16 protein-coding genes and 2 tRNA genes are annotated in these 19524 nt (G+C 71.1%); 16 read left to right on the top strand and 2 right to left on the bottom strand.

All coding sequences use genetic code 11. The features are described 5' to 3' along the window. From ACWC2T_RS00005 to ACWC2T_RS00055, 11 genes are all read left to right on the top strand, one after another. A partial coding sequence (locus tag ACWC2T_RS00005) for an ADP-ribosyltransferase (RefSeq protein WP_450668172.1) occupies window positions 1–2076 on the top strand: 2076 nt, incomplete at its 5' end. A 39-nt stretch (window positions 2077–2115) separates the two neighbouring features. Continuing rightward, the gene (locus ACWC2T_RS00010; protein WP_450668173.1) at window positions 2116–2520 is read left to right on the top strand and encodes a hypothetical protein; all 405 of its coding nucleotides are present in this window, start codon (window positions 2116–2118) and stop codon (window positions 2518–2520) included. Window positions 2521–2567: 47 nt separating this feature from the next. Further along, the gene (locus ACWC2T_RS00015; protein ID WP_450668174.1) at window positions 2568–2969 is read left to right on the top strand and encodes a hypothetical protein; all 402 of its coding nucleotides are present in this window, start codon (window positions 2568–2570) and stop codon (window positions 2967–2969) included. A gap of 18 nt (window positions 2970–2987) precedes the next feature. Next, on the top strand, window positions 2988–3389 hold the full coding sequence (locus ACWC2T_RS00020) for a hypothetical protein (protein ID WP_450668175.1): 402 nt from the start codon (window positions 2988–2990) through the stop codon (window positions 3387–3389). A gap of 5 nt (window positions 3390–3394) precedes the next feature. Beyond that, a complete protein-coding gene (locus ACWC2T_RS00025; RefSeq protein WP_450668176.1) occupies window positions 3395–4543 on the top strand; it encodes a DUF6508 domain-containing protein in 1149 nt (382 codons plus the stop codon). A 70-nt stretch (window positions 4544–4613) separates the two neighbouring features. Next, window positions 4614–5078 (top strand): HD domain-containing protein, encoded by a 465-nt coding sequence (locus ACWC2T_RS00030; protein ID WP_450668177.1) that lies wholly within the window; start codon window positions 4614–4616, stop codon window positions 5076–5078. A 73-nt stretch (window positions 5079–5151) separates the two neighbouring features. Then, window positions 5152–5445 (top strand): hypothetical protein, encoded by a 294-nt coding sequence (locus ACWC2T_RS00035; protein ID WP_450668178.1) that lies wholly within the window; start codon window positions 5152–5154, stop codon window positions 5443–5445. A gap of 13 nt (window positions 5446–5458) precedes the next feature. After that, window positions 5459–6814 (top strand): type VII secretion integral membrane protein EccD, encoded by a 1356-nt coding sequence (gene eccD / locus ACWC2T_RS00040; protein ID WP_450668179.1) that lies wholly within the window; start codon window positions 5459–5461, stop codon window positions 6812–6814. Between the two features lie 25 nt (window positions 6815–6839). Further along, entirely contained in the window at window positions 6840–8225 is a 1386-nt protein-coding gene (locus ACWC2T_RS00045; RefSeq protein WP_450668180.1) for a nucleotide-binding protein, read from the top strand. A gap of 51 nt (window positions 8226–8276) precedes the next feature. Then, on the top strand, window positions 8277–12254 hold the full coding sequence (eccCa, locus tag ACWC2T_RS00050) for a type VII secretion protein EccCa (protein WP_450668181.1): 3978 nt from the start codon (window positions 8277–8279) through the stop codon (window positions 12252–12254). Window positions 12255–12270: 16 nt separating this feature from the next. After that, window positions 12271–13695, top strand: coding sequence for a DUF6177 family protein (locus ACWC2T_RS00055; protein ID WP_450668182.1), 1425 nt, complete (start codon window positions 12271–12273; stop codon window positions 13693–13695). 97 nt (window positions 13696–13792) lie between these two features. On the opposite strand, the gene ACWC2T_RS00060 is transcribed toward ACWC2T_RS00055, so the two are convergent. Beyond that, entirely contained in the window at window positions 13793–14980 is a 1188-nt protein-coding gene (locus ACWC2T_RS00060) for an acyltransferase family protein (RefSeq protein ID WP_450668183.1), read from the bottom strand. A gap of 441 nt (window positions 14981–15421) precedes the next feature. On the opposite strand from ACWC2T_RS00060, the gene ACWC2T_RS00065 reads away from it, so the two are divergent. Then, window positions 15422–15616 carry a hypothetical protein gene (locus ACWC2T_RS00065; protein WP_351615137.1) on the top strand — a complete coding sequence of 65 codons (195 nt, stop codon included), beginning with the start codon at window positions 15422–15424 and terminating at the stop codon, window positions 15614–15616. 291 nt (window positions 15617–15907) lie between these two features. Here ACWC2T_RS00065 and ACWC2T_RS00070 read toward each other — a convergent pair. Beyond that, window positions 15908–15978, bottom strand: a tRNA-Gly gene (locus ACWC2T_RS00070). A 161-nt stretch (window positions 15979–16139) separates the two neighbouring features. Here ACWC2T_RS00070 and ACWC2T_RS00075 point away from each other — a divergent pair. From ACWC2T_RS00075 to ACWC2T_RS00090, 4 genes are all read left to right on the top strand, one after another. Next, a tRNA-Pro gene (locus ACWC2T_RS00075) sits at window positions 16140–16216 on the top strand. Window positions 16217–16406: 190 nt separating this feature from the next. After that, on the top strand, window positions 16407–17795 hold the full coding sequence (gene tig, locus ACWC2T_RS00080; RefSeq protein WP_450668184.1) for a trigger factor: 1389 nt from the start codon (window positions 16407–16409) through the stop codon (window positions 17793–17795). Between the two features lie 346 nt (window positions 17796–18141). Then, complete coding sequence (locus ACWC2T_RS00085; protein ID WP_450668693.1) at window positions 18142–18747, top strand: ATP-dependent Clp protease proteolytic subunit; 606 nt, start codon at window positions 18142–18144, stop codon at window positions 18745–18747. Window positions 18748–18814: 67 nt separating this feature from the next. Next, a complete protein-coding gene (locus ACWC2T_RS00090) occupies window positions 18815–19480 on the top strand; it encodes an ATP-dependent Clp protease proteolytic subunit (protein WP_055703582.1) in 666 nt (221 codons plus the stop codon). Window positions 19481–19524: the final 44 nt, after the last annotated feature.

Here is a 19524-nt window from a genome sequence, read left to right on the forward strand (position 1 = left end):
CTGCCGTGGGGCGATCCGGTGGAGCAGAAGCATCACTGGTGGGAGTTCGGGCACTGGGCGAAGTCGTTCCTGTGGGACGGCATCTGCGTGGACGGCATCTGGGGCACGATCAAGGGCCTGGGCACGCTGGTGGGTTTCCAGGGCTGGGACGCGATGAGGCAGGCCTGGAAGGGCCTGGCCCAGCTGGCCACCGGCCTGGCGTTCATGTCCTCTCCCCTGCTGGGGGCGTTGTTCTGGGCGACGCCGGACAAGTACATGCCCTCCTGGCTGCGTGAGTCACGCAACACGATGAAGCAGACCGGCAAGGCACTGCTGGCGTGGGACGAGTGGGGCAAGAACCCCGCCCGGGCGGCGGGTGGGGTCACGTTCAACGTGCTGACGACGGTCTTCACCGGTGGTGAGGGTGCCGCCCTGGCTGGTGCGGGCAAGGCCGGCGCGGTCGCCAAGGCCATCTCGGTCGCGGGCAAGGTCGGCAGGATCATCGACCCGATGACGTATGTCATGAAGGGTGCCGGTGCGGGCCTGTCCAAGATCGGCGACATCGCGAAGGGCCTCAAGGGCATCGGGAAGGTCGACATCCCCACCCTCCCCGACGGCTCCGTACACCTGCCCGACGGCCGTCTCCTCGAGCCGAACGGAAACCTCCTCGGCCACGACGGCCTCCCCGACACGACACCGATCCCGAAGGAGGCGGCCCCCGGCCTCCCGTCCCACTGGACCGTCCCGACCTCCACGGAACCGGTGTCCGTGGGCGTCCCGCACGGAGCGGAAAACGGCGTACACGGGGCGGTTCCGCACGTCGCCGACAGTGGTGTCCCGGCCGGGCTCGGGCATTCCCCGGGCAGCGGTCTCCCTGCCGGGGCTGCGCACGCGCCGGGCGGCGGCATCCACGGGGGCATGCCGCACGTTCCGGACAACGGCGTCCATGGCGGGATGCCGCACGTTCCGGACAACGGCATCCATGGCGGGATGCCGCATTCACCGGGCAGTGGCATCCACGGCGGGATGCCCGCGAGCAACGGAATCCACGGAGGCATGCCGCACTCCCCGGGCAGCGGCATCCACGGCGGCGTCCCGCACGGCCCGGGCGACGGGATCTCGGCTGGCGGACACGCGGGTACGACGCCCAAGCCGTGGTACCAGAGCACACCGACGACCCCGGCGCACGACGTGCCGCACACCACCCCGCACGACGCTCCGCATACCGGCGGCCCCACGGACCATGGCCCCGGCCATGGCGGTCACGGCGGCGCCGGTCATGACGGCTCCGGTCACGACGCCGGGCACGGCGGCCTCGACCACACCGGGCTCGGCCACGACGCGGCGGACGTCGGCGGCCACGACGGCGCCGACGCGGCGACGCCGGGGCACTCGGGCACGGACGCGCCGGGGCATGGGGCCGGGGAGCCGTTCGAGTACAAGCCGCACATGTCGGACGCGGATTTCGACAACCTGACCACCGACGCTGAGCGGCACGCGGCGGCCACGGCGGAGTTGGAGCGGGGGACGAACCCCTGGCCGAGCAGCAGTAACGCAGCAGGAAAGGCGTACGGCGACGCACACTGGAACGACTTCCTGGACAACCTCGACCCCAAGTCCAAGGATGCGTTGGAAAGGTATAGTAGTTTTTACTACAAGCACATCAATGGTCAGCTGAGGAAATTCGACAAGTACGGTCCCAGCGCGGCTCTGGAACCCAAGGTCCAGGAACTGGTCGACAACATGGACCGGGTCATGGGCGACCGCCCCGTTCCCGAGGACATCATGGTCGTCCGAGGTACCGATATCACACACCTTGAGCTGGACTCGCCACTTGAGATGGAGGGCAACAGCTACCGTGAGCCCGGGTTCCTCTCCACCTCGCTCGGTAAGGACGCTGCTTTCGACTACAAGCCGGTGATCCTGCACTTGCGTGTGCCGAAGGGTGCGCCGGCTCTGTGGATCGACCACATCTCCGTGAACAAGGGGGAGCGGGAATTGCTCCTCGCCCGCCGTACCAGTTACCGGGTGACGCGAGTGTTCCAGGACTCGACGGGTCAGTACCACGCTTACGGAGAGGTACAGCTGAAGCGGTGACCTCGCTGAGGTCAGGCACAGACAGAGGAATGTGACTTCATGAGCAGTGAACCCCCGATCGAATCCCGTTTCGCCGAAGACGTGAGCTTCGTGGAGCTGCCCGGCGGTCCGGCGCGGTACCGGGACAGGACTGACAAGCCGGTGCAGTACTTCACGGTTGTCGACAAGCAGAACGGCGCGGTTCTCGGATATGTATGGGGCAGCGACGAGGGCGAGGCCGCTGCGTATGTGCCGAGGCAGGCCGCGGGACCTGTGGGGACGAACGCGGGCATGCCCTGGATCAGGCGGCTGCGTGAGGCCAAGGCACGGGGTATCCGTCCGTCCCAGGCCCTCGCCGAGTTCCTGGCCGGACTGGAGCCCAGCGGCAGAGGGCGTCCCCTGCCCGGCTCCCTCACCGACGCCCCGGACTCCGCCGCGGTCAAAGCCCTTGCCGCACAGACCTGACAGCGAAGGCGTCGGGTATGCCTGGGGTCGATCCCAGGGATGACTTCATGAGCAACGAACGACCGATCAACCCGCGCTTCGACGAGGACGTGCATTTCAACCTCGTGTCTCCAGGGCCGCCGCGATACCAGAATCACACCGACAAGCCGGTGCGGTACTTCACGGTGGTCGACAAGCAGGATGGCGCAGTCCTGGGTTATGTGTGGGCCAACGATGAGGACGACGCCGCCGCGTGGGAACCGCATGAGGCCGTCGGCCCCCGGGCGTTCTCCGAGGGCGGCATCTGGTTCGCCAGGCTGGAGGGCGCCAAGGGGCGGGGCATCCTGCCGTCTCAGGCCCTCGCGGAGCTGCTCGCCAACCCGGAAGGCGTCAGAGGCCGGGCCCTACCGGACTCCCTGACCGACGCCCCGAACGCCGCCGCGGTCGAGGCCCTCGCCAAGGGCGACTAGCAGGCAGACGACACCACCATGAGCAGTGAACGACCGGTCAACCCGCGTTTCGACGAGGACGTGCACTTCAACCTCGTGAAGCCGGGTCCGCCGAGGTACCGGACCTGGACCGAGAAGCCGGTGCGCTACATCACGGTGGCCGACAAGAAGGGCGGGCCCGACCTCGGCTACGTGTGGGCGAGTGACGAGGACGACGCCGCCGCGTGGGAGCCTCGTGACGCCGCGGGCGGCCGGGCCCTCGCCGAGGGTGGTCACTGGCACGCCCGGTTGGAGGAGGCCAAGGGGCGGGGGATTCCGCCGTCCCAGGCTCTCGCGGAGCTGCTGTCCAACCCGGAGGGCAACCGCGGCCGGGTCGTGCCGGGCTCCCTGGCCGACGCCCCGAACTCCGCCGCTGTCAAGTCCCTCGCCCAGGAGACCTGACCGGCGTGCAAGATCCTGTCCAGTACATCGCGGTCCAAGCCCCCGACGGCCAAGTCCTCGGATACGCCTGGGCCGACTACACGGTGGGCACCCTCAACTGGGCCCAGCGGGCCGTGAACGGGGTCGAAGGGACCCGCCTCGGCAAGGAGTGGTCGGACAAGGTGGAGGAGGTCCGGAAGCAGGGCCTTCCCCTGGCCGGAGCGCTGACCGAACTCGCTCGCAGCGCCGGTACCGGACCCCCGGTCGGTGCTTCCGGCCCGGAGGCCGTCGAGGCACTCGTCTTCACCGTCACCGAGGCCGACCACCGGCGCCTGCTCGCCCAGCTCGACCACGCCGACGCCGAGGCCTGGCGGGAGCTGGCCGAGGCCTACGCCGCGCTCACCGACGACGACCGCAACGTCCGCTGGGGCGGCGGTGAGAAAAGCGCGAGCGGCGTGATCCAGGTGCCGTACCCGATCTACAGCGAGCCGCTGTGGCGGGTCGTCGCGGCGCTGTGGGGCATCGGTGCCGTCACCCCGGAGTACCGCTGGAGCGCCTGGCCGCCTCCCACGCTGCCGCCGAGCGGACGGCTGCACCCCGCGGACGCCGTGCGCGCCGCCACCTTCCTGGGCAACGCCGAGCGCGTCAGCGAGGGAACCGTGGACGAGGCCGTACGCTCCGGCCTGTTCGACGCCATGGTCGTAGCGCTTCTCGAGCAGCACGCCGCGCAGTGCGCCCCGGCCGCCGCTGCCCGGCAGGCGGACGCCGTCCCGCAGGGCGCCCCCCTGGTGTGCAGGTTCTGCGGAGGTTTCCCCGCCGCTCACGTCACCTTCCACGCGCACCGCGGGCTGCTGATCGCCATGCGCTTCCGCAGGCAGGAAGGCCCGATGTGCGCGACGTGCGGGCTCGGCGTGTACCGGGAACTGACCACCCAGACGCTGTGGCAGGGCTGGTGGAGCCCGTTCTCGCTGTTCCTCTTCGCCCCTTTCACCCTGATCCGCAACCTTGTCGCGGTGGGTACAGTGAAGAAGCTCCGGGTTCCGGCGCCTGGTCGGCACGGTCGGCAGGTCGATCCGGGTGTGCCGATCCACCGGCGGCCTCTCGCCTATGTCGCGCTCGTACCGGTGCTCTGGGTGCTCTTCATGAGCGTGACGGGGCTCGTGTCGGGGGGATGACGACGACCCGGGATGTGCCGCCCGCGCATCCATGTTCTATGTTGCACGGGCAAAGTGAGGGGGACTCCGAATGTCGTATGACGGGCCACCCGCGCCGGTCATGACGCTGGCCGAGGTCGAGGCCGTCGCCCGTGGCGCGCACGCCGCGCAGCGGGACAAGGCCGGACGGCCCTACGTGGAACACCTGCAGGCCGTCGCCGAGGGCGTACGAGCCCGCGGTGGCGACGACGAACTCGTCGCCGCTGCCTGGCTGCACGACGCGGTCGAGGACGGCGTGCTGAGCGAGGAGTGGCTGGCGTCGGCCGCGCTCCCGCAGCGCACCAAGGACGTCGTACGGGCCGTGACCAAGCGGCCGGACGAGGAGCCGCGGGCGTACGCGGAGCGGATCCTGGCCACCCCGGGCGCCCGGCTCGTCAAGGCGGCTGACCTCGCCCACAACGCCGACCCGCGCCGACTGGCCGCACTCGACGAGCCCACCGCACAGCGCCTGACGCAGAAGTACGCCACCATGCGGCAGTACCTCGGTCTCAGCTGACCACATCAGCTGATCCAGCCGACCAAAGCCCCTGACCACGACCGCACAGAGAGCACAGGCACAGGACCAACTCATGGCACGGGACTACGACAGCCAGCTGCTGGAGTCGGTGGCGGTGCGCCGGCGACGGTTGCGCGACGCGCTGCTGTTCGGCGCGCAGCGCGCCCGGCGCTCGGCGGACGAACGGCTCGGCAAGGTGTTCGCGGGCATCGCCATCGCGGCCGTACTGTGCGCCGGTTGCGTCGGGTGGTCCTTCCTGCAGCACACCCTGGCCAAGCAGAAGCAGCAGCAACAGCAGCAGCAACAGCAGTACAGCATTCCCTCCGCCCAGCCGTCCTCGGCACCCTCGGCCACAACTTCGCGATGATAGGTTCCGGTAAGTGGTGAGCACAGCAACGACGTCCCGGACACAACTGAGCCGGGTCACGCTGGTCGGTGAGCGCCGGCGTGCCGACATCGTCCTGCCGTCGGACACCCCGATCGGCCAACTGCTGCCCGACATACTGCAGTTGCTCGACGACCGGGCCGCCTCGCGGCCCATGACCCGGCAGCTGATCACCTCCGACGGCTCGGTGCTGCCGCACGAGGCCACGCTGTCGTCGGCCGAAGTGCCCGACGGCGCCGTGCTCCAGCTGGTGCGGGCCCATGCGGCGCCGCCCGCGCCCGTCGTGCACGACGTCACCGACCAGGTGGCCGACGACCTCGATCTGCGCGCCTGGCGCTGGCGGCCCGCCGCCCGCCGGGTCAGCGCCGGAGTGGCCACCGTCGTGTTCGCCGTGGCCGCGGCCCTGCTGGCCCGGCGCGAGTTCCCGCTGGAGTCCGTCACCACCGCGCTCGCGGCCGTCACCGTCGTGTTCCTGGCCGTCGGCGCGCTCGTCGCGAAGATGGGCGACGGCAACCGCGGGCTCGCCACCGCGCTGCTGCTCGCCTCCGGGGCGCTCGGGCTGCTCGTCGCCTGGACCGCCGCCGACGCCTACGGCTGGTCCGGCCCGGCCCGGCTGGCCGGCGTCGTCGGGGCGCTGGTGCTCACCCTGGTGCTGCTCGCCTACTTCTCCCCGCTCGGCCGCGGCGCGCTCCTCGGGGCCGGCGGAAGCGCCTGCATCGCGCTGGTGTGGGAGGCCGTCGCCGCCGTGCAGGACCGCCCGGAGCGGCTCGGCGCGGTGATGGCGGTGTTCTCCGTCGTACTCCTCGGCGTGCTGCCCCGGTTCGCGCTCATGGCCTCCGGGCTGACGGGACTGGACGACCGGCTCTCCTCGGGCGCGTCGGTCAGCCGCCACCAGGTCGCCAACGCGCTCGCCGCCACCCACCGCGGGCTGGCGCTGGCCACCATCGCCACCGCCGTCTCGGCCGCCGCCGGCGGCTGGCTGCTGACCGACGCCACGCGGCCCACCGTGTGGACGATCGCCCTCACCTCGCTCACCGCCGTCGTGCTGCTGTCCCGGGCCCGGGCCTTCCCGCTGGTCGCCGAGGTGGTGGCGCTGTACGGCGGGGCCGCGCTGCTCGTCGTACGGCTCGCGGTGGTGTGGGTGGACCACACGGGCGGCGCCGGGGCGCTCGTCCTGCTGTGCGTCGCCGGAGCGCTGCCGCTGCTGGCCCTCGCGGTCCAGCCGCCCGAGCACGTGCAGGTGCGGCTGCGGCGGATCGGCGACCTGATCGAGTCCGTCGGCGTGATCGGGCTGTTCCCGCTCGCCGTCGGGGTGTTCGGCATCTACGGGCAGCTGCTCAACAAGTTCTGAGGCCAGGGCAGGAGAGAAGGGCATCATGCCGAGCGGGGACAACTGGCAGGGCGACGTGCTGCGCGATCTGAGGGGCGGCACGCCCCAGCGGCCTGCGCAGGAGCAGCAGCAACAGGGAACCGGCGCGCCGGGCGGGCAGGGCACCCCCGAGCAGGGGTCCGCGCCGGCGTACGGCTACCCGCACCAGCAGGGGTACGCCGACCCGTCGGCGCCTCACGCGGGGCAGACACCACAGCAGGGCGCCCCCGCGTACGGCTACCCCCCGCAGCAGGGGTACGCCGACCCGTCCGCCCAGTACCAGCAGCAGGCCTACGCCGCTCAGGCTCAGCAGCAGTACAGCGAGCAGGTTCAGCAGCAGTACGCCCCCCAGCAGCACTACGTCGACCATGCTCAGCAGCAGTACGCCGAGCAGCATGCCGCCCGGCAGCAGGCGCGGCCCCAGCCGCAGCCCCAGGCCCGCCCGCAGCAGGCCGGTGCCGCCCAGCGCGGCACCCCCGACTCCCGGCCGGTGCTCGACAAGCGGCTCGCCGCCGCCGCGCTCAAGCCGCGCCGCGGCGAACCCTTCAGCACCCGTGCCCTGCGCGCCGTACGCCGTACCGTTTCCTCCTCCGCCTCCCGCGAGGTCGCCGACACCGCGGCGACCGCCGAGGTGCTGCAGCAGGCGGTCACCACCGGCCGGCAGATCGCGGTGACCTCCATCCGCGGCGGCTCCGGCAAGACGACCGTCGCCGCCCTGCTGGCCGCCACCTACGCCCACTACCGCCAGGACCCGGTGCTCGCCGTCGAGGCCGACCCGGCGCTCGGCTCGCTGCCCCTGCGGCTCGGCGCGGAGTCGCTGCGCTGGACCACTGGCGACCTCGCCGGACTGGTGGAACCGCAGATGTCGCTGCTCGACGTCACCGGATACCTGGTCCAGCTCCAGGGCAACGCCTGGCTGCTGCCCGGCAGCCAGGGCCAGGTCGGCGCCATGCTCGACACCAAGGGCTACGAGCGGGTCATGGTGTCGCTGCGCCGCTATTTCGGGGTGACCGTCGTCGACTGCGAGACCCTGCCCGCCGAGGTCGCCCGCACCGCGCTGTCCGCCGCGCAGGCCCGGGTGCTCACCGTGCCCGCGACGCTCGAGGGCGTCGCCAGCACGCGCGCCGTCCTGGAGTGGATGCGCAACCTGCCCCGGCACGTGCTGGCCTCCACCGTCGTCGTCCTCACCGAGGTCGCGCCGCACCCCGGCCTCGACCTCGACAAGGCCACCGAGGAACTGACCGCGGCCGGGGTCACCGTGGCGGTCCTGCCCTACGACCGCCACCTCGCGGCCGGCGGCACCATCCGCACCGATCTCCTCGCCCGGGCCACCCGGCAGGCCGCCACCCGCCTGGCCGCCGACGTCTTCCAGCTCTCCCAGAAGCAGCGCTGATCCGCCCGACGGAAAGGGACGCACGAGGAACCCGAGGACGAGGCAACGAAGATGAGCACCCGACTGATCCACCGCCCCGCGCGCACCACCCGGCCGCCGGCCGCCCCCGAGCCGCGCACGATCGAGGCGCCGCCCAACCTGCCCGAGGGCAAGGCCGGCTCCGTGCTGCACTCGCTGCTGCCGGTCGCCGGGGTCATGTCGTCCGTCGTGATGATGACCATCGTGCGCAACAGCCAGTTCGCCGGGCTGGGCGCGATCATCCTCGTCGTCACCCTGGCCGGCTCCCTCGCCATGGCCTTCTCCCAGCGCGGCAAGGCCCAGCGCACCCGCCGCACCCAGCGCGAGGCCTACCTCGCCTACCTGGAGGAGCTGCGCGAACAGCTGGCCAAGGAGGAACGGCAGCGGCGCGAGAGCGCCCAGGTGCTCAACCCGCCGCCGGACGCGCTGTACGACATCGTGCGCGACCCCGCCCGGCTGTGGGAGCGGCGGCGGGTGGACGCGGACTTCCTGCGGGTGCGCGTCGGCACCGGCCAGATGCCGGTGCGCGATCTGAAGGTCGCCCAGCAGGGCTCCTCCGTGCTCACCCCGCCCGACCAGTTCATGCTCAACGAGGCCTCCGCGCTGACCTCCCGCTTCAGCACCGGCACCGAACTCCCGCTCACCGTCCCGCTCGACCGCGTCGGCAACATCAGCGTCATCGGCCCGCGCGAGGACACCCTGCGCGTCGCCCGCGCGCTGCTCGTCCAGGCCGCCGCGACCCACGCCCCCGACGACGTGGCCATGGCCGTCGCGGCCCCGGGCGACCGGATGACCGACTGGGAGTGGGCCAAGTGGCTGCCGCACCTGCTGGACGCCGAGCAGTTCGACGGCCCGGTCGCCGCCCGCCGTATCGCGCCCTCGCTGCCCCAGCTCGCCCGGCAGATCGGCGCCGAGCTCGGCCGCCGCGCCTCCTACGCGGCCGAGGTGCGCCGCGGCCTGTCCGGCAAGGACGCCCTCGCCATGACCTCCCGGCTCCTCGTCGTCGCCGACGCGCACGGCGACGACGCCGTCGACCTGCCGCTCCCCGACGAGGCGGTCGGCCTGCGGGACATGGGCGTCACCGTGCTGCACCTGCTGGACGAGCGGGTGCAGGAGCCCGGCAGCATCGGCGTGCGGATCACCGTGGACGGTTCCCGGATCGACATCGAGGACCTGCGCGAGGCCGAGCCGATCAGCGCCCACGGCACCGTCGACGAGGTCGGCACGGCCCTCGCCGAGGGCCTGGCCCGGATGCTCGCCCCGCTGCGGCTGTCCGCCGAGTCCCTGGTCGACGCCCCGCTGACCGGTCCGGTGGAGTTCGCGGAGCTGCTCGGCATCGAGGACGTCGCCCACCTCGACCTGGCCCGGCTGTGGGCGCCACGCGCCGAACGCGCCTTCCTGCGCGTCCCGATCGGCGTCAACGACAGCCACGAGCCCGTGCTCCTCGACCTGAAGGAGTCCTCCGAGCTGGGCATGGGCCCGCACGGCCTGTGCGTCGGCGCCACCGGCTCCGGCAAGTCCGAGCTGCTGCGCACCCTCGTCCTCGCGCTGGTGGCCACCCACCCGCCGGAGGACCTCGCGATGGTCCTCGTCGACTACAAGGGCGGCGCCACCTTCGCCCCCTTCGCGGACCTCCCGCACGTGGCGGGCGTGATCACCAACCTGGAGAACCAGGCCGGCCTCGTCGAACGCGTCCACGCCTCGCTCGCCGGCGAGGTCAAGCGGCGCCAGCAGGTCCTCAAGGAGGCCGGCAACGTCGCCGACATCGGCCACTACGCCGCCCTGCGCGCCGAGAAGCGCCCCGACCTCGACCCGCTGCCGCACCTGTTCGTCGTGATCGACGAGTTCGGTGAACTCCTCACCGCCAAGCCGGACTTCATCGACCTGTTCCTGTCCATCGGCCGCATCGGCCGCTCCATCGGCGTGCACCTGCTGCTGTCCAGCCAGCGCATCGAGGGCGGCAAGCTCAAGGGCCTGGACACCTATCTGTCGTACCGGCTCGGCCTGCGCACCTTCTCCGCCGACGAGTCCCGCACGGTCCTCGACACCGCGGACGCCTTCCACCTGCCCCCGCTGCCGGGCTTCGGCTACCTCAAGGTCGACACCAGCCACTACGAGCGGTTCAAGGCCGGCTACGTCTCCGGCGCCTACCGCGGACCCGTCCAGCGGGAGACGGAGGACACCGGGCCGCTGGCCCTGGAGTACACGGCGTACAACTCCCTGGGCCAGGAGGAGAGTTCGGGCCCCGAGGAGCCGCAGATGCGGCGCCGGGAGACCGGTCCGACCGAGATGGGCGTCATGGTCCGGCAGATCGAGAACGCCGACACTGCGCCCGTACGCCAGATCTGGCTGCCCCCGCTGCCCGACGCCGTCGCCCTCGACCAGGTCGCCGGGCCCGTCGAGGTGGGCGCGCGCGGCATGCAGCTCGCCCGGCGCCGGGGCCCGCTCCAGGTGCCGCTCGGCATCCTGGACGACCCGACCCGGCAGTGGCAGGGCCAGTGGTACCTGGACCTCACGGTGGCGGGCGGCCACGCGGCGGTCATCGGCGGCCCCCAGTCCGGCAAGACCACCCTGCTGCGCACGCTGGCCCTGTCCCTGGCGCTCACCCACACCCCGCAGGAGGTCGGCGTCTACGGCCTCGACCTGGTCGGCGGCGGTCTGCAGGCGCTGTCCGGGCTGCCCCACGTCGGCGGCGTGGCCGGCCGTGCGGACCGGGAGCGGTGCGCCCGCACCGTCGACTCCGTGCGCGGCATGCTGGACCAGCGCGAGGAGGTGTTCCGCCTGCACAACATCGACTCCCTGGAGCAACTGCGCACCCTGCGTGCCGCGGGCCGCGTCCCCGAGCTGGCCTCCACGGAGATCGTGCTGCTCATCGACGGCTTCGGCGCCCTGCGCGACGACTTCGAGGAACTGGACGACGCGGTCGGCGACATCCTCAAGCGCGGCAGCGGCTACGGCATCCACGTGGTCGCCGGCATGCTGCGCTGGAACGACGTGCGCATCGCCGCCCAGTCCCAGTTCGGCACCCGGGTCGAGCTGAGGCTGAACGACCCGAGCGAGTCCAGCATCGAGCGCAGGCTCGCCCAGACCCTCTCGCCCGAGGAGAAGGGCCGCGTCCTCACCGACGGCAAGCTCTTCGCCCAGGTCGCGCTGCCCCGCACGGACGGCGCCGCCGACACGGCCGACCTCGGTGTGGTCCTGGAGCGCACCGCCCGTACGATCCGCGCCACCTGGACCGGCGAGACCGCACAGCCGGTCCGGGTGCTGCCGCACGTCCTGGAGCCGAACCTGCTGCCCGGCCCGGCGGCCGAACCGCGCCGGGTCCCGATCGGCCTGGACCAGACCCAGCTGGCGCCCGTCCTGCTCGACCTGTTCCGGCACGACCAGCACCTGCTGATCATGGGGGACAGCGAGTGCGGCAAGACCAACCTGCTCAGGGCGGTCGCCGAGGGCCTGATCGAGCGCTACGGCGACGACGAACTGGTCTTCGGCGTCATGGACCCGCGCCGCGGGCTGCGCGGCGTCATCCCGGAGGAGTACCTGGGCGGGTACGCCTACAACGCCAAGCTCTGCTCGGGCCTGTCCGCGGGCATCGCCACCGAACTGGAGAAGCGGCTGCCCGACGACAGCGCGGGCGGCGCCGACCTGGAACCGGGCAGCTGGGGCTCGGGCCCGCGGATCGTGATCCTGGTGGACGACTACGACGTCCTCACCACCGCCGGCCAGCAGCCGCTCGCGCCCTTCGTGCCGTACATCCCCTCGGCCCAGGACATCGGCCTCCACTTCGTCCTCACCCGCCGGGTCGCGGGCGCCTCCCGGGGCCTGTACGAGCCGCTGCTGCAGAGCCTGCGCGAGTCCGGTTCCTCGGCGCTGGTGATGGCCGGCGACCGCAGCGAGGGCCAGCTCTTCCCCGGTGTGTACGCCGGCCAGCAGCCGCCCGGCCGCGGCGTGCTGGTCCGCAGGGGCGAGCCGAGCCGGCTGATCCAGACGGTGTACACGGGGAACAGGTAAGGGGCCGAGGTAACCCATGACGAAGGACGTCGTCGCTCTCACCAAGAACATGCCCGACCCGCTCAGCGTGCTCGCGGGGCTGCTCTCCGGCGGCCCGGACCTGCTGGCGGGCGCCGAGGGGAACGGCGCGGTGATGCAGCTCTGCGACGAGCAGGGCCGCCCCCTCGTCTCCGTCGAGTCCCCCCTGCTGGTGCAGGTCAGGGGAGAGGCGCAGCGGCTGCTCGGGGCGACCGAGCCCGAGGTGCCGTACTGGTGGACCGAGGCCCGCGCCACCACCGGCGTCAAGGAGGCCGAGCAGCTCGCGGGCACCTTCGCGGCCCGCATCGCCACCCTGGTCGGCGGTACCGCCTGGCCGCCGGAGGCCGCGCGGTCCCTGGCGGTGGTCAAGACCGAGGGGATCAGCGCGGTGCCGACCCCGGCTGCGGCGCAGCCCGCGGTGGACGTGCTCACCGACAAGGTCGCGGTGGTCATCCAGGACCGTCCGGTGGTCGCGATGACCGCCTGGCTCTCGAATGCCTTCCGGGCCGTCGCCGAGGCCGAACTCGGCCTGCAGATCGTCACCCCCGCCGGCACCCGGCTGTCCCCGGCGGTCCGGAACAGCCTGCCGGGCTGGCCCTCGCGCTGGGTGGTGCAGGACGAGAAGGACGGCTACTACGACGGCCTGTCCGGAGCCGTACTGCACTGGGAAAACGGCCTGTTCACGCCGGTTGAGTCCCCGGGCGCCACACCGCAGGACCCGGGCACCCGCGTGGCCGAGTCCTTCACCCCCAAGGTCGCGGACGACGGCGAACGCCAGCTGGCCGTGACGTTCCGGACGGTCCACCCGGCGGACGAGCGGCTCGTGCTCGGCGGCGCCCTGGAAGCCGTATGGCGTGAGCTCACCGGTGAGCCGCCGGCCGGCTGGGGCACCGAGGAGCCCGCCAACCTGCCCTGGTCGCTGCGCCAGCTGACGGACGTGGCGTACGAGCGGGCGCCCGCGCCGACCTGGCTGGTGGTCGTCGGCAGCCCGGAGCGCCCGGCTCTGGCGACGGTCCGGATCAGCCGTACGACGGGCGGTGTGGAGGAGGACGTCACGCTGGCGTTCGGCTACGGCCCGGGCGAGGAGGTGCCGACGGACGCCGACATCATGCGGGCGGCCGAGGTCCTCGCCACCCGGCACGACCTGCAGTCGATGCTGGTCCAGGTCCGCCGGGCCCGCCGGGACCTGTCCGTGCCCCCGCGCTTCGAGGGCCCCGGCGTCCCGTACGCCTTCGTCCTCGGTGCCGACGAGGTGCGGGAGATGCCCGGCGACCGGGCCCGGCGCACCCCGCTGCCCTGGCCGCCGCGCGAGCTGGGCCCGAAGCGGCGCCCGGCGCTGTACTACCCCTTCCGGGGCGACCCCTCGGACCTCGCGGGCTGGGCGGACTTCGAGCGCCTGGTGACCCACCTCAAGGGGGAGTGAGCCACCCCGAGCGGGGCGCCCGGCGCGCCCGGCGCACGTTGAGGGCGAGTGCGCCGGAGGGGACGTGCGCAGGGCGGCGTGTGCGCCGAAGAGGCGGTCAGCCCACCGCCGCCGCCCTCTCCCGCTCGCGGGCGACCGCGCCGGCGTCCTGCTTGAACGCCCACTCCATCCTCGGCTCCATCGCGAACCGGAAGACGCGCTGCACTGGCTTGGTGCACAGCAGGGTGACGGCGGCGCCGAAAGCGAGGGTCACCAGGATCTCGCCGAGCGGACGGTGCAGCCAGGGGTGGTCGAACCAGCCGCGGTAGTCGGCGAACTTCACCAGGAAGCCGTGCAGCAGATAGCCGTACAGGGTGCCCGCGCCGAGCGCCGTGAACCACATCCTCCGGCGCGGCACCCAGGCGAAGAAGCAGGCCGTCAGCAGCAGCGAGCAGCCCATCATCGCGAGCGTTATCACCGGGCCGCACCACCAGGGCGCGCCCAGTTCCTGTGCGGAGTCGCGGTGGTAGAACCACGCGGTGTTCATGCGCGGCACCGCCCACCAGCCGACGGCCGGCGCGGCGCCGAACACCGGCACCGCGGCGATCCGCACCCAGCGGCGGCGCACCAGCTGGAAGTGCTCGGGCTTCATGCACAGGCCGAGCACGAAGTACGGCAGGAACTGCAGGACGCGCTGCAGATCGAGGTCGTCACCGATGTTGGGGGTGACCGACGCCAGCATGGCGATGCCGAGGGCGACCGCGAACGGCGCGCGCACCAGCTTCCAGATCGGTGTCGTCAGCCGCCAGATGAACAGCGCGACCAGGAACCAGGTCAGGTACCAGGGATCGAGGAGGCTGATCTCGTCGTGCGAGCCCGTGACCAGGTTCTTGAACGTCGGGTACGCCGTCTCGAACAGGACGTACGGCACCACGACACCGGTGATCAGCCGCTTCAGCCGGTCCGGGCGCAGGTCGAAACCGCGCGAGAAGAAGCCGGAGATGATGATGAACGCCGGCATGTGGAAGCAGTACACGACCGTGTACAGGCCCTCCAGGATCCGGCTGTCGCCCTTCAGCGGCTCCCACGAGTGACCCATGGCGACGAGCACGATCGCCAGGTACTTGGTGTTGTCGAAGAACGAGTCGCGCTGCTTGCCCTCGCGCTGTCCGCCGGGTCTGTCCGCCTCCGCCCGCCGCTCCTGTGCACTCGGCGGGGTACGCGGACCGGGGACTCCGTTCGCCGGCGACTGCGCCGGGGGGAGCGGCCTGTGGTTCTGGCCGGGGGAGGAGGCGGCGTCAGACATCCCAGGCACCCTAGCGCCGTCCGTGGGATTTCGTAAAACCCCGGCAATCATTCCCGGTTAACGCCTTCGAATAGCCGTCAATTTCACGAACTCGGCATCTCTGTCTACGTGATGGTGCGCACACAGGACCCTCGGTTCACCCTCGATGTCCCGATTCATCCCCACTAAATGGGGCATACGGCGTCTCTGTGTCATCAATTCGAATTACCTGCGCACAGGATGTGTGGAGGTGGAAACGAACTCGCGCAATTCCCGGTGGAGTCACGTGCGGTGAGGCCGGTCGAATTGCTGTGCGGCCGGTCGCCCGCGCAGGTCGGATGCCCGACGTTGTGTCACGGGCCGCATGGGTGGGCCGGGTTGGTGGCACGATGGTTCCTGGCGGGGGTGCGTGGGCCGCACCCCCGGGCCGGGAGAGCGGACCGACCGAGGGTGTGATCAGTTGTGGCCATTTCACTGTCTGTGGTGCTGCTGTTGGCGATCATCCTTGTAGTGCTCCTGAGAGGGGGGAGCATCAAGGCGGGCCCCGCGATCGTCGCGGTCCTCTTCGGTTTCTTCCTCGCCTCGACCGGCATGGCCCCGTCCATCGACCGCTTCCTGAACTCGATAGCGGACTCCATCAGCTCGATCAAGTTCTGACGCGACGGGTACGCGACGCGTGCGCGTCGCTGAAGCCGGACCGGAGCGGCGGCGCAGGAGGCCGGCCGGGCGGGGGTGCCGGTGGTGTACGTCGATCCGGCGTGCACCATGTGCGCCGGGGTGGGGCCGGACGTAAACGCGACATCACCGTCAGTGATGCCCGCCTCTGCTCTGAAACGGCGGCCGCCGGCCGAAGGGACGCGCGCGGGCACGGAAGGCCGATCGGCCCCCGGAACGGCCGAAGGCCCAGGGAGCGGAGAACAACCTCTCACCTGGGCCTTCGGCATCCAGAGCGGGCGACGGGAATCGAACCCGCGTAGCTAGTTTGGAAGACTAGGGCTCTACCATTGAGCTACGCCCGCAACACTGCGCCGCAGGTCGGTGACCGCGGCACTGGAGGCATCGTAGCGGGTCGCCCGCTGTCGAGGCCAACGAGTTGATCCGGAGCGCCGTCACATGTGCGGCCTCGGAGAATGCGGCCGACGTAGTCGTCCGGGGCATGTACCCTACGTGTCGCACCAGACGGGGTGTGGCGCAGCTTGGTAGCGCGTCCGCTTTGGGAGCGGAAGGCCGTGGGTTCAAATCCCGCCACCCCGACCACCTGCTCACGCACCTGCTCACAGCGTCCTGATGATCGCCTTTTGGGGCGCTGACCGGCTGCGGTTACTATGCAAGCTGCGCGCCCGTGTGTCCCGGCCCACTCGGCCTACGAACTCCTCCGGGCGGCGAATCCGCCGGACCAGTCTGGCTCCGGCAGAAACCAAGAAGTCAGCCACAAGGAGACCGAACCGTGAAGAGCGCCGTGGAGACCCTGAACCCGACCCGGGTTCGGCTCACTGTCGAGGTGCCCTTCGAGGAGCTCAAGGACAGCCTCGACGCGGCGTACAAGAAGATCAACCAGCAGGTCACGGTGAAGGGCTTCCGCAAGGGCAAGATCCCGGCCCGGGTCATCGACCAGCGGTTCGGTCGTGGCGCCGTGCTGGAGGAGGCCGTCAACGACGCGCTTCCGAAGTTCTACACCGAGGCGGTCAACGAGGCTGAGCTCAGCCCGCTGGGCCAGCCCGAGGTCGACATCACCGAGCTGAAGGACGGCGAGACGCTGAACTTCACCGCCGAGGTCGACGTCCGCCCGGCCCTGGAGATCCCGGACTACTCCGGCATCGAGGTCGAGGTCGACGCCGTCGAGGTCACCGACGAGGACGTCGAGAAGTCGGTCGAGCAGCTGCGCGAGCGCTTCGCCTCCACCTCCCCGGTCGAGCGCGCCGCCGAGGACGGCGACGTCGTCACCATCGACCTGGAGGCCAAGGTCGACGGCGAGGTGCTGGAGGACGGCATCGCCAACGGCGTCTCCTACACCATCGGCTCCGGTGAGCTGCTCGACGGCATCGACGACGCCGTCAAGGGCCTGTCCGCCGGTGAGGAGGCCACCTTCACCTCCGAGCTGAAGGGCGGCTCCGCGGCCGGCAAGGAGGCCGAGGTCACCGTCAAGGTCACCCAGGTCGCCGCCCGTGAACTGCCCGAGCTGGACGACGAGTTCGCGCAGCTCGCCTCCGAGTTCGACACCCTGGACGAGCTCAAGGCCGACAGCCGCAAGCGCCTCGCGAACATGAAGCAGTTCGACCAGGCCACCCAGGCCCAGGAGCGCGTCCTGGAGAAGCTCCTCGAGCTGGTCGAGGTCCCGGTCCCCGAGAAGCTGCTCGAGGACGAGATCAACACCCGCAAGCACAACCTGGAGCACCACCAGCTCGGCCAGATGGGCCTGACCCTCGACAAGTACCTGGAGATCCAGGGCAAGACCGCCGAGGAGTTCGACGCCGAGACCCGCGAGGCCGCGGTCAAGGGCATCAAGACCCAGTTCGTCCTCGACGAGCTGGTCAAGAAGGAGAACCTCAACGTCAACCAGGAGGAGCTCACCGAGCACCTCATGCGGCGTGCGGCCTCCTCCGGCATGTCCCCCGACCAGTTCGCCCAGGCCGTCGTCGAGGGCGGCCAGGTGCCGCTCCTGGTCGGCGAGGTCGCCCGCGGCAAGGCCCTGGCCGTCGTGGTCGAGTCCGCCACGGTGAAGGACACCAACGGCGAGATCGTCGACCTGGAGGACGAGGACGAGACCGAGGCCGCCATCGAGACGGTCGAGGCCGCCGAGGCGTCGGAGACCTCCGAGGAGACCACCGAGGGCTGAGCAGCCCTACGGCGTCTGTGAGGCACGTACAGCGGGCCCCGGGGACTTTCCCCGGGGCCCGTTTGTAGTACCGGGTGCGGCCGACCAACCTGAAGGGGCGCGGGGCTGTATCGATATGCGGCTCCGCCGCGGGGCGCGAGCAACCACAAACGACCCGCAGCCGCCCACGCACCGCACACCCCATGGCAAGTGGGCCCCCGCCCCTCGCGGAGCGCTACGCCCCCGGCGAACACCCGCATTCCCGGGATTCGCCGAAGGGACCATCGCGTTAGGGTCCATGAAAGGCAGAACAATGAGACGGCCCGGCGCCGTCGTAAGACGAGCAGGTGGATACGTGACGAATCTGATGCCCTCCGCCGCCGGCGAGCCTTCCATCGGTGGTGGCCTCGGCGACCAGGTCTACAACCGGCTGCTCAACGAGCGGATCATCTTCCTCGGCCAGCAGGTTGACGACGACATCGCCAACAAGATCACCGCGCAGCTGCTGCTCCTCGCCGCCGACCCGGAGAAGGACGTCTACCTCTACATCAACAGCCCCGGCGGCTCGGTGACGGCCGGCATGGCGATCTACGACACCATGCAGTACATCCCGAACGACGTGGTCACGATCGCCATGGGCATGGCGGCCTCCATGGGCCAGTTCCTGCTCACCGGCGGCACCGCCGGCAAGCGCTTCGCCCTGCCGCACGCGGACATCATGATGCACCAGGGCTCCGCGGGCCTCGGCGGTACGGTCTCGGACATCAAGATCCAGGCCGAGTACCTGCTGCGCACCAAGAAGCGCATGGCCGAGCTGACCGCGCTGCACTCCGGCCAGACGATCGAGACGATCATCCGCGACGGCGACCGCGACCGCTGGTTCACCCCGGAGGAGGCCAAGGAGTACGGTCTCATTGACGAGATCATCACGCACGCCTCGGGTGTTCCGGGAGGCGGCGGCACCGGTGCCTGACCGGCCCGGCCGCGCCACGCACCGCCGAGACACCAGCCCCCCGAACGCCACCAGGACGGTGAACCCCATGAGCAACTTCCCCGGCGCCGCCAGCGGCATGTACGAAGGGCCCCGCCCCGACAGCCGCTACGTCATCCCGCGCTTCGTCGAGCGCACCTCCCAGGGCATCCGCGAGTACGACCCGTACGCGAAGCTCTTCGAGGAGCGCGTGATCTTCCTGGGCGTCCAGATCGACGACGCCTCCGCCAACGACGTCATGGCGCAGCTGCTGTGCCTGGAGTCGATGGACCCGGACCGGGACATCTCGATCTACATCAACAGCCCCGGCGGCGACATGACCGCCCTCACGGCGATCTACGACACGATGCAGTTCGTGAAGCCCGACATCCAGACGGTCTGCATGGGCCAGGCGGCCTCCGCCGCGGCCATCCTGCTCGCCGCCGGTACGCCCGGCAAGCGCATGGCGCTGCCGAACTCCCGCGTGCTGATCCACCAGCCCGCGGGCTCCACCGGCCGTGGCCAGCTCTCCGACCTGGAGATCATCGCCAACGAGTTCACCCGGATGCGTGAGCAGCTGGAGAACATGCTGGCGAAGCACTCGAACCAGCCGATCGAGAAGATCCGCGAGGACATCGAGCGCGACAAGATCCTCACGGCCGAGGAGGCGCTGGAGTACGGCCTCGTCGACCAGATCATCTCCACCCGCAAGCTGAACAACGCCGCGGTCCGCTGACGCGGAACGGCATACTCTGGGCCCCCCTTGGCAGGGTCCGCGCC

The organism is Streptomyces sp. NPDC001393 (assembly GCF_053597455.1).

Coding starts and splice junctions, on each gene's coding strand:
- ACWC2T_RS00030 (WP_450668177.1), top strand. CDS start 4,614: ATGTCGTATGACGGGCCACCCGCGCCGGTCATGACGCTGGCCGAGGTC.
- ACWC2T_RS00010 (WP_450668173.1), top strand. CDS start 2,116: ATGAGCAGTGAACCCCCGATCGAATCCCGTTTCGCCGAAGACGTGAGC.
- ACWC2T_RS00045 (WP_450668180.1), top strand. CDS start 6,840: ATGCCGAGCGGGGACAACTGGCAGGGCGACGTGCTGCGCGATCTGAGG.
- ACWC2T_RS00035 (WP_450668178.1), top strand. CDS start 5,152: ATGGCACGGGACTACGACAGCCAGCTGCTGGAGTCGGTGGCGGTGCGC.
- ACWC2T_RS00020 (WP_450668175.1), top strand. CDS start 2,988: ATGAGCAGTGAACGACCGGTCAACCCGCGTTTCGACGAGGACGTGCAC.
- ACWC2T_RS00015 (WP_450668174.1), top strand. CDS start 2,568: ATGAGCAACGAACGACCGATCAACCCGCGCTTCGACGAGGACGTGCAT.
- ACWC2T_RS00055 (WP_450668182.1), top strand. CDS start 12,271: ATGACGAAGGACGTCGTCGCTCTCACCAAGAACATGCCCGACCCGCTC.
- eccCa (WP_450668181.1), top strand. CDS start 8,277: ATGAGCACCCGACTGATCCACCGCCCCGCGCGCACCACCCGGCCGCCG.
- ACWC2T_RS00085 (WP_450668693.1), top strand. CDS start 18,142: ATGCCCTCCGCCGCCGGCGAGCCTTCCATCGGTGGTGGCCTCGGCGAC.
- ACWC2T_RS00090 (WP_055703582.1), top strand. CDS start 18,815: ATGAGCAACTTCCCCGGCGCCGCCAGCGGCATGTACGAAGGGCCCCGC.
- ACWC2T_RS00060 (WP_450668183.1), bottom strand. CDS start 14,980: ATGTCTGACGCCGCCTCCTCCCCCGGCCAGAACCACAGGCCGCTCCCC.